Below are 9,813 nucleotides of genomic sequence, written 5' to 3' on the forward strand. Positions count from 1 at the left end.
CTCCCCCTAATTATATGATTATAAATATGAATTCTGGAGACTCATTCAGCGGCTCACTATGGATGTCATGCAGTGAATGCCCCCGTACCCGCCCGTCAATTCGCTGACGTCTATCTGTATGAAGTCTATGCCCTCCTCCATTAGCTCCGGCTTATGTGGGAATATGTGGCCCTCCACCCTTAACTTGCCGTACTCGGCCTTAGCCACCTCGAATAGCTTCGCGTAGTTCGAGTCCGCCTCCGCCTTCATCCTTAATGCATTAATTACCCTCGCTGCATTCATCTCCACGTTCGGAATCAACGCCCTCCTATCCCTGATTGTGAGGAAGTTGCTGGCGTAGGATAATTGCTCCATGAATGATATGGAGATCACATTGAATCCCTTGGACTTAACGTAGTCAAGCAGATTGGTTCTAATGCTTGGAGAGAACTTGTCCCCATCATTTAGGTAANCCTCCACGGGCGCCTTCTTCATTAGGTCCTCATTGCCCACGGCCAATCCATCCCCCATAACGTTGAAGAAGGTGTCCAGATGCATGTCAAGCATCGAGTCCCCGCTGGGCACGAGGGGATGCCTCGGCAATCGAGCGACAGCCACCTCCTTCACCCCGAGGAGCCCCATTACTTGAAGGATGCCGCCCCTATTAGTCCTGTGCCCGTACCCAATTATGGCGAAGTCGCCCAGCGGCATATAATCGCCTCCCTCCAGGATGCCGGGCGACGCAACCCTATATATTATCGGCATGGATAAAGCCTCAAAGGCGAGCTCGGTTACGCTTGTCTCCGGCCTCCGCTGCGGTAGCGCCATGCGGCCCTGAATTATGCCGTTCGGCACCGTTATTTGCTGGTCCCTCATGAAGTACATATTGGCGAGCGGCATCTTATTCACCACATATACCTTATATGACCTAGACCGGCGACGCCTCTTCAGTATAAGCGTTGGCCTCAGGACCAGCACATTGAACAGGAACTCCGGGTCATAAATGGATAAATTATTGATGAACTCAATGGAGTCATCATTGACGTCCCCCCTGAACTCCACAAGCTCCCTGACCAGCTTCACTACCCTGCTCCTGAACTCGGGGCTTGACTTTATTTGTTGAGTAATGACCTTCTTAACCCTATAAACCATTACCCCCTCCCTCTCCAATGCGTGCTCCAGCACTTCATGCTCGTAGAGCGCCTCATCCATGCTGAACGCACGCTCATAGAGGAATGACTTGGGATGAAGGAGGCCGTAGAACATCTCTATTCCGGGCCTATGAATCATTACCTTCCCAAGTCTATCCCACTCCCTCTTAACATACATGGAGACGCCATTAAAGCCTTGCACGACCAGCTTTAAAACCTTCCCACTAAATAGATCTAATTAACCGCCATTGATGCCGCCTTGCCATTAATCACCGTACTCCCCAAAATTAGTTGCCTTAATTTGCCGCCTCCAACCCAATACGTTAACCAATCAACCTTATCCACACTCCAAATAGCTAAGAAGGCACGGCTTCCCGGAGTCACTGTGCCAATGTCATTAAGGCCAAGGCTATAGGCCGAGTTAACCGTGGCCGCCATTAAGGCCTCAAGCGGAGTCAAGCCGTAGAGGTAAGTGGATAATTCCATCGCCATCTCCATACTTGGACACCACGAGTTCGGGCTGAAATCCGTGCCCATCGCGGGAATCCCGCCCTCCCGCCTCAATACACCTATCCGCGGCCTCTCGCCGCCCATCATGGATAACGCGGTGCAAGGCAACAGGACGGCGGCGGTTCTGGACTTAGCTATCCTAGCCATGGTATCGCTCGGCGTCTTGAGTAAATGATCGATTGAGGATAGAGNCAACTCGCTTATTAATTCGCTGCAACCAATGCTCGCCAACTCATCGGCGTGAAGCCTTAACCCAATACCTAGCCTAGCGGCGGCGGATAGGAATCGCCTACTCTCATCCACTGTGAACGCACCATCATCGCAGAACACATCGGCGAAGCTGGGCATTAATTGGGGCAGCGCCTCAATCATGCCCTTAACATGCGCCTCCCTATCTCNTCCCCTCGGCGGCACATGCATGAGGAGAGTATTCACAAGCCTCACAGTGAATCTAGCGCGTCGTATTATGTTGAGTAACCTAGCCTCGCCGCTGGGCGACTCGGCGTACCCCGTCTTCACCTCCANTGCGCCAGCCCCATGCATCACCGCCACGCCTACCCTATCCCCTAGGCTCCGCATTAATTCCTCATCGCTGGCCGCCTCCGTTAATGCTATTGTGCTGTATATCCCACCGCCCCTCCTCAGTATCTCGCCGTACGTGGCTCCCCCAAGCTTTAACCCCAATTCCCAACTCCTATCCCCGGCGAACAACATGTGAGTATGCGCATCCACTAGCGCAGACGTAACTAATTTACCGCCCGCATCAATTACCTGCGCCGCGTTATGCTTCTTCCCAATAATTCCTGAATTGCCCACGTCAATGATTTCGCCCCGCGAGACGGCTACCGCGGCGTTCTCGATGATGGATACATCATCCCCAAACCTCCACGGCGCCTTCCTCGCTGTGACTAATACGCCTATATTATCCACTAGTAAATCAATCACTCTCCACCACTCCCCTCAGGGTTAAGCCCCTTGACTCGAGGAATCTAGCCAGGATCCGGGGCAAGTCATGGGCAACCGCCTCTATTGAGGCCCCCACATCGCTGTTCCTCCACTTATCCTTAATTAGTTCATAAAGGAGGCGGGCGGCTTCCCCGCATCCACCACACTCATCCCTGCTTAGAGCAACGTAACTCAGTAATAGATTTATCGCGATGCTCCTCGACGCCAACTCATTTAATTGCCTCAACACGTAGACGGAGTTGAGNCTCATGGCGACCACGTCCTCCTGGAAACCGCTCGTCGNCACATTATTGACGAGGGCCGGGGCCGCTAATTGGCGCGCAAGACCCGAGAGGCCGGCATTGGTGTACTGCATTATCATGAAGCCAACGCCGCCCCTCCTGCCCAGGTACTCCTCTTCCCCATTTATTTCGCGCCTAAGCAGTTGCGCGCTCCTCCTCTCCTCAAGATTAATGAGGGAAGCCACCGCATTCCTGGCTAGGTCGCTGGATAATGATATGTATTGGCCATGGAAGTGGCAAGTGGATTTGAAGCTTGTCCCAATCATCACTGGATTATCGCTGGTGGAGTTAATCTCGTTCTCCAGATTGCGTCTAGCCCACCGCAACGCATCGAGCGCGGCCCCAATCACGAGGCTTGAGCACCTGATCGAGTATGGATCCTGAACCCTCCCCGATGAATTGATCCTGCCGCTCCCGGTAAGGGACTCCTCCAGGAGCCTAGCGACCAGGAGAGGGCCATTATGCCTCTTCACTGCATTGACCTCAATGGAGTTCGGGCTCAATGATCCCCTGGCGGCCTCCATCACCATGATCGTCGAGGCCAGGGAGCCAATGACGACTAGAAACGAGTTAATGAGCTCAACAACGAATGCGCCTGCGCTGAAGCTAGTTCCATTAATCATGGCTAGCGCCTCCCTCAAGTTGGGAATGAATGGGGCTAAGCCAATTCTATGCAGTGCCTCGGCGGCGGGGAGCTTCTCCCCATTGATATCCACCTCGCCCTCCCCCGCCACGGCCAGTGATATATGGGCTAATGGAATCAGGTCGCCGCTGGATCCAACGCTGCCCAGGACAGGCACTATGGGGGAAGCGCCGGAGTTAAGCATGCCGATCATGACTTGGAGGAGGCCGCTCCTCACTCCGCTGTAGCCCTGCGCCAATTGATTAGCCCTGACCAGTAGGGAAGCCCTAACCCACTCCCTAGGCGCTGGTTCCCCAACCCCACAGGCATGCATCCTAATCATGTCCAGTGGATCCACTTCGCCGCCCTCGCCGCTATTGGCTAATTCGCCTAGGAGAGTGTTAACGCCGTATATCCTGCTCGTCGCCGCCGCTTCCTCAAGCCTCCTTGCGCCCTCATCAAGCCCATCAATATCGCTGAACTCGATCCTCGCATTCCCGACGGCGGCCTCATATACATCCATTGCGCTTAGCTCGCCCAGCCTCACTCCATGTCGCCTCGGGGCCACATAGCGCTCATCAGCACTGCCGCTGCTAGGTTAGAGGTTTGATCGGCTACATCCACTAGCGGAGTTATCTCCACCACGTCGAATACCCTGGGCCTCAATTCCCTGGATAACCTCGATACGAGGCTAATGGCTTCCCTAGACGTGAAGCCGCCGGGGGATGGACTATTAACGCCGGGCGCGAACGCGGGGTCCACGGCATCCATGTCGAGGCTAAGGTACACCTGCATTCCTCTATACGCCTCCACAAGTTGAGCGGCGGTGCCCATGACGCCTATCTCCTCGACCTCATCCATGGTTATTATCCTTATATTGAGGCGCCGCGCCTCATCAATTAGGTACCTCGGGTTGGAGTGGGGCCTGTACCCCACAACGGTTATGGGCATTGATGGGTTTGTTTCCCTAATCATTCTTATCGCCAATCCGCTCGTTAATCCCTCGGTGACCGTCCTTATGTCTGGATGAGCATCTATCAATATATAGCCAACCCTCTTCTCTGCATCATTTAAGGCTTGAAAGACTGGATGAGAAACGCTGTTATCGCCCCCAATCACGAGCAGCTCCTTCACTTGCCTCAATGCCTGGGAAGCCGCTTCACGCGTCCTCCTCATGGTTTCGCCGTGATCCCCAAGCACTACATCGACATCCCCGAAATCCACTATAGAGGCATCAATGTTGAGGGGCATTGAGTAGAGAAAGCTCCTTACGCGTGATGGGGCGAAGCGAGCGCCCGGCCTCCCCCCCACGGCGCCGTCCCAAGGAACCCCGAGTAACCCAATGTCTCCCTTCGCGCCTCCCTTAATTATCTTATCCTCAAGCCTTACATCCCTTGGATCCTTTATGAAGCGGGAACCCGGTGCCCTAGTTATCGGCATTAGAATCACTTGCGCACTCGCTTATCGTACTCCTCCAGATCCTTCTTGACGCGGTCATACGTGTAATCGCTTGCCCTGCCCTCTCTATGGGCCTCCTCAATGACTTTCCTGCTCTTCTCCTCCAGCCTATCCATTATGGGGATTCGAATGCCCTTCTCCCTCGCCACCCTCAGCGACTTGGGGTATCCCGCATGCGCGTGCCTCACGACGCCGCTGCCCGGATCAACCGTGAATACCCTCATTGCCTTCTCCTCCGCCAGCTCCGTTCCATCCACCACCATGCCGAAGCCCGCGTGAATTGCGTACCCTATCCCTGTTCCCCCGCCGTGGTGGAAGCATGTCCAGGTCGCTCCAGACGCCGTGTTTAATGCGTAATTCAGTATTGGCCAGTCCCCAATGGCGTCGCTCCCGTCAAGCATGGCCTCGGTCTCCCTATAGGGCGACGCAACGGAGCCGCTGTCCAAGTGATCCCTCCCGAACCATATGGGGCCATTTAATTCTCCTCTCCTCACCATTTGGCTAACAGTCTTCCCAAAGANCGCCCTCTCCCCATACCCCAGGTAAACCACCCTAGCCGGCAGTCCCTGGAACTTCACGTATTGATGCGCATTCCTTATCCNCCTCGCCAACCTAGCATTGCGCTCGAAGAGGGTTAGGAGGACATCGTCCAACCTATATATGTCGTTTGGGTCGCCGGTTAGGCTTATCCACCTGAATGGGCCCCTTCCCTCCTCGAACATCGGCCTCAGGAACTCCATTTGGCCAGGTATCTTGAATGCATCCTCCACCCCGGCATCGAATGCCTGCTTCCTAAGGTTATTTCCATAATCAAAGGTAACGGCGCCCCTCCTCTGGAGCTCCAGCATTAATTGAACGTGTTTGGCCATGGATGATGAGGACAACGCGGCGTACTTATCCGGATCGCTCGCCCGCAACTTATTGGCATCCTCCAGACTCAATCCCTGGGGAACATAGGCGAGCGGGTCATGGGCTGGGGTTTGATCCGTCAATAGGTCCGGCGTTATGCCGCTCCTCACTAGCCTCTCAAGCAGGTCAACGGCGTTGGCCAGAACNCCTATGCTGGTGGCTTGCCTCTTTTCCTTGGCGGCCAACGCCATGCTTATCGCCTTATCTATATCGTCGGTCCAAGTATCCAGGTACGCCGTATTGATCCTGCGCTCTATCATTCTCTTATCCACATCGGCTATGAGGGCGACCCCGCCAAGCATCTTCACGGCGAGGGGTTGGGCGCCCCCCATCTCGCCCAGTCCAGCGCTGACCACTAGCCTCCCCTCTAGGCTCCCGAAGTGCCTCTCGGCCGCGTACCCAATGGTTTCATAAGTTCCCTGGAGTATTCCCTGGGTTCCAATGTATGCCCAGCACCCAGCGGTCATTTGGTGGAAACTTATGAGGCCCCGAGCCTCTAATTCCCTGAAAATCCTCCAATCAGCCCACTTGGGAACCAGCATTGCATTGCTCATCACTACGCGTGGCGCCCTCCTGTCCAGCTTGAAAATGGCCACGGGCTGCCCGCTCTGTATGACTAGCGTGTCGTCTGGATCCATTGACACCAATGACGATACTATCGCCTCAAAGTCCTCCCAGGACCTAGCTGCTTTCCCTGTGCCGCCGTAAACCACGAGGTTCTTGGGGTCCTTCGCCACCTCCTCATCCAGAACATGGAAGAGCATTCGCAGGGGGCCCTCGAGCTGCCAATCAAGGCTCCTCACATGGAGTTCCCGTCCCTTGATCGCCTTCACTCTTCTGGTCTCCGGGTCGTAGTATCCCAGCGAGATTAATTCCTCGAGCGGCGTTCCAATATACTTATATGGTACACTCATTAGGCTAAGTATAACTATATGGTTTTAAAATTTAGCCGAACAATTAAACGACGAGGGACACTACTTAACTGATAAAACGAACGACAAGTCTCGCCCCTTTAGGGTAGGGAGGAGGTCAGTTCAGCCCTCATCTCAGTTCTTAATTTAGCATCGGTTGCTGAGGGGGTCATCCAATAATGTGCAGCTTTGAAGCTACCTCCTTGACTCGTTTATCTATTTCTTCCTTCTTCATCTTTCGTATCTTCATGTTGAGGGCTATATTGTCGTATACGGACATGTGGGGGTACAGAGCATAGTTCTGGAACGCCATCGCTGTATTTCTCTCGAAGGGGGGGCACGCCGTTCATTTCTTTCCCATTTATTTTTATTACATCGGCATCCGGCTCCACTAGTCCAGCTATGATTCGGAGCAGGGTAGTCTTTCCGCCTCCACTTGGGCCAAGTATCACGAAGAGGTCATCATCCCCCTTTGAGGATTTTTCCTCTCCTAGTATTGTCGTGGTCGACCCCCGCTCTCGAAAAAGGACCAGGAAGGAGCGGGGCATTATGTCCTAAGAGTAGTCGCTGAGCGTTCTAGCCATTATGTATGCGTCCTCGCCGTCTTGGTAATAGCCCCTCAGGGTGGATACTATCTTGTATCCCAGCTTCGTGTAGAGACCTATGGCGGGAGCATTGGATACCCTTACCTCTAGATAGACCTCGGACGCATTGTAGAACCTCTTCATTGCTCGCATTGATCTAATCATTAAATTATATGCCACGCCGAGGCGTCGAGCCTCCGGCAACACCCCTATTGAGACTATGTGGCCCTTCCTGGCGACTCCACCCCTCCTTAGATTGGACCAACCGAACTCGACCCTAGTCATGACGTAGCCCACTATTTTCCCGCCCAGCTCGGCAACTATGAATGACTTGGGGAAATTCATGTGATGCTCCACGAAGAAGAAGTCAGGATAATTCTCGGGCAGCACTGCCCTATTTATGTAGGTGACTGACTGTAGATCCCTTAGGTTGAACTCCCTTATTTTGTACGTTGTTTTTCCATCCTTAGCTACTAACTCCTCTTCCCCCTCTAGTTTTTCTGTGACTTCTCCCATGGCTTGAACCGCCTTTCCCTCTTTTTAAAGAACTCTCCATAGTTGCCAGAATGGAGTACATGGCCACGGTTAACATGGCAAATACGAGAAGCGTAGCTATATTCCTAATCATTAAGCTAAAGAGGCCCCAGTAAGGAATCGCCAAGCAAACCATGCCCTCAACCTCATTGAATGGGGTTAACCAGGGATCGCGAACCGGATTTGCGTCCCCCTTGGTCTCGACGAAGCCATTGCCCACATAAATCACCCTGTGAACTATGTACTCCCCATCATGAAAATAAACAACTATATTATTAAGAAGGGACCCCACGTGGACAGGGCACAATATGACTAGGGTGCCGACCTCCATTGTGGGCTCCATGCTGAAGCTGCCCACGGCCGCCCAGGGAGTAATGAATCCACCGCTATTCGCCACGAGAACAGTGGCGGCGCCCAGCGCAATCACAATGAATATTAGGGCCAACTTCATGCATACACCCGCTAAATGACCTCATTAATAAGCGTTCCACGCCCATTAAGCCACGAGGATTAACCGGTTCCTGGGAAAGTTTAAAACCAAGCATGGCGACGCCCTATCCATGGATATATTCGACCTAGCCAAGTGGCGTGAAGCGATTAAGCTGATTAATTATGGATATGGAGGATTAATGATCGGAGTACTGGCCTGGTCCGCCTACCTAATAGCGAGGCACGCAACCTTTGGAACAAACATTAACCCGCTCATAAACGCCACCACAATCGTCGTGGTGGCCACAGTCATCTTCGTAGGAGCCAATGTGGCCTATGAAACCCTCATTCAGCCAATCGATAAAAAGAAGGGGAAGGCGGCGAAGCCAAGTAAAGGGAAAAATAGGAAATAATCGGCCGCGACACCTCAACCGTTCCCGAATCCTGGGCCTAGATAAATGCTCCACAGCTGTGCAATCTCCGAATTGCCATCCTTAAGTGGGGTAATGTGTGGCTTGTTTTGTGCGCAATATTTATATGTGCGTTACCAATAATTGGACACGCAATTGGAAACCCAAAACAAAACACGCGACCAACCGCCAAACCATATTTATATCCACTCAATCAAGTCCAATAGTGAAGCCTTTACCCTCCTGGGTCAGGGTATCGATGCCCACTGGTTCCCGCCACGATGATGTTAGGCAAGTCCTGCAGCGTTATAGGTTAAATACCGTCTGTGAAGATGCGCATTGCCCCAACGTGTTCGAGTGTTGGGGGCTTGGGACTGCTACCATAATGATACTGGGCGATACATGCACCAGGGCATGCAGGTTCTGCGCAGTTAAGACGGGGAAGCCGGGGGGCATTGATTGGTTTGAACCCATTCGCGTTGCCTTAGCCGTGCGCGACTTGGGGCTGCGTTACGTGGTGATCACGNCCGTGGATAGGGATGATTTGCCGGATGGAGGGGCAAGCATTTACGCCATGACGATTAGGCAAATAAAGAAGATTAACCCGGGGACCAGGGTTGAGGTGCTGATTCCGGATTTCAATCTTAACATGGATGCCCTGCGGGCAGTGGTGAGCGCGGGGCCCGACGTGGTCTCGCATAATTTAGAGACAGTGGAGAGATTGACCCCCCTCGTTAGGGATAGGAGGGCCGGCTACGATAAGTCGCTGGGGGTACTTAGGGCAATAAAGGGCATTAATGGGAATCAAGTAACTAAGTCCGGAATAATGCTGGGGCTAGGGGAGACGCGGGATGAGGTGCTGAAGGCCATGAGGGATCTACGGGGCGCCGGGGTCGATCTATTGACCATCGGCCAATACCTGAGGCCAAGCGGATCGCCTAGGCATCTTCCCGTGGCTAGGTACGTGCAGCCCAGCGAGTTCCAGGAACTTAGGGCGATTGGGCTAAGCATGGGATTCAGGGCAGTCGCGGCTGGGCCAATGGTGAGGAGCTCATATAGGGCCCTCGAG

10 protein-coding genes are annotated in these 9,813 nt (G+C 53.4%); 2 read left to right on the forward strand and 8 right to left on the reverse strand.

What is annotated here, in order from left to right; translation table 11 throughout:
* Positions 1 to 45: 45 nt before the first annotated feature.
* From AT710_07875 to AT710_07910, 8 genes are all read right to left on the reverse strand, one after another.
* Positions 46 to 1,308, reverse strand: a complete 1,263-nt coding sequence (locus tag AT710_07875; protein KUO90936.1) for a hypothetical protein — start codon at positions 1,306 to 1,308, stop codon at positions 46 to 48.
* A 56-nt stretch (positions 1,309 to 1,364) separates the two neighbouring features.
* Positions 1,365 to 2,585: a hypothetical protein gene (locus AT710_07880; GenBank protein KUO90937.1), complete on the reverse strand. Its 1,221-nt coding sequence runs from the start codon at positions 2,583 to 2,585 to the stop codon at positions 1,365 to 1,367.
* Positions 2,578 to 4,056 carry a hypothetical protein gene (locus AT710_07885; GenBank protein ID KUO90938.1) on the reverse strand — a complete coding sequence of 493 codons (1,479 nt, stop codon included), beginning with the start codon at positions 4,054 to 4,056 and terminating at the stop codon, positions 2,578 to 2,580. The genes AT710_07880 and AT710_07885 overlap by 8 nt, the downstream gene beginning before the upstream one ends.
* Positions 4,053 to 4,949, reverse strand: a complete 897-nt coding sequence (locus AT710_07890) for an arginase (protein KUO90939.1) — start codon at positions 4,947 to 4,949, stop codon at positions 4,053 to 4,055. Before AT710_07890 ends, AT710_07885 begins: the two co-directional genes overlap by 4 nt.
* Positions 4,950 to 4,954: 5 nt before the next feature.
* Positions 4,955 to 6,790, reverse strand: a complete 1,836-nt coding sequence (locus AT710_07895; protein ID KUO90940.1) for a urocanate hydratase — start codon at positions 6,788 to 6,790, stop codon at positions 4,955 to 4,957.
* 209 nt (positions 6,791 to 6,999) lie between these two features.
* Entirely contained in the window at positions 7,000 to 7,335 is a 336-nt protein-coding gene (locus tag AT710_07900) for a hypothetical protein (GenBank protein ID KUO90941.1), read from the reverse strand.
* A gap of 6 nt (positions 7,336 to 7,341) precedes the next feature.
* A complete protein-coding gene (locus tag AT710_07905; protein KUO90942.1) occupies positions 7,342 to 7,887 on the reverse strand; it encodes a ribosomal-protein-alanine acetyltransferase in 546 nt (181 codons plus the stop codon).
* Positions 7,838 to 8,356, reverse strand: a complete 519-nt coding sequence (locus tag AT710_07910) for a hypothetical protein (protein ID KUO90943.1) — start codon at positions 8,354 to 8,356, stop codon at positions 7,838 to 7,840. Before AT710_07910 ends, AT710_07905 begins: the two co-directional genes overlap by 50 nt.
* Before the next feature lie 109 nt (positions 8,357 to 8,465).
* Between AT710_07910 and AT710_07915 the strand changes: the two genes are divergently transcribed.
* Together AT710_07915 and AT710_07920 are read left to right on the forward strand one after the other, a co-directional pair.
* Positions 8,466 to 8,747 (forward strand): hypothetical protein, encoded by a 282-nt coding sequence (locus AT710_07915; GenBank protein KUO90944.1) that lies wholly within the window; start codon positions 8,466 to 8,468, stop codon positions 8,745 to 8,747.
* Between the two features lie 256 nt (positions 8,748 to 9,003).
* On the forward strand, positions 9,004 to 9,813 hold an 810-nt coding region (locus AT710_07920; GenBank protein KUO90945.1), incomplete at its 3' end, for a lipoyl synthase.

It is taken from the genome of Thermocladium sp. ECH_B, from assembly GCA_001516585.1.
In the GTDB taxonomy this organism is placed as follows: Archaea; Thermoproteota; Thermoprotei; order Thermoproteales; family Thermocladiaceae; genus Thermocladium.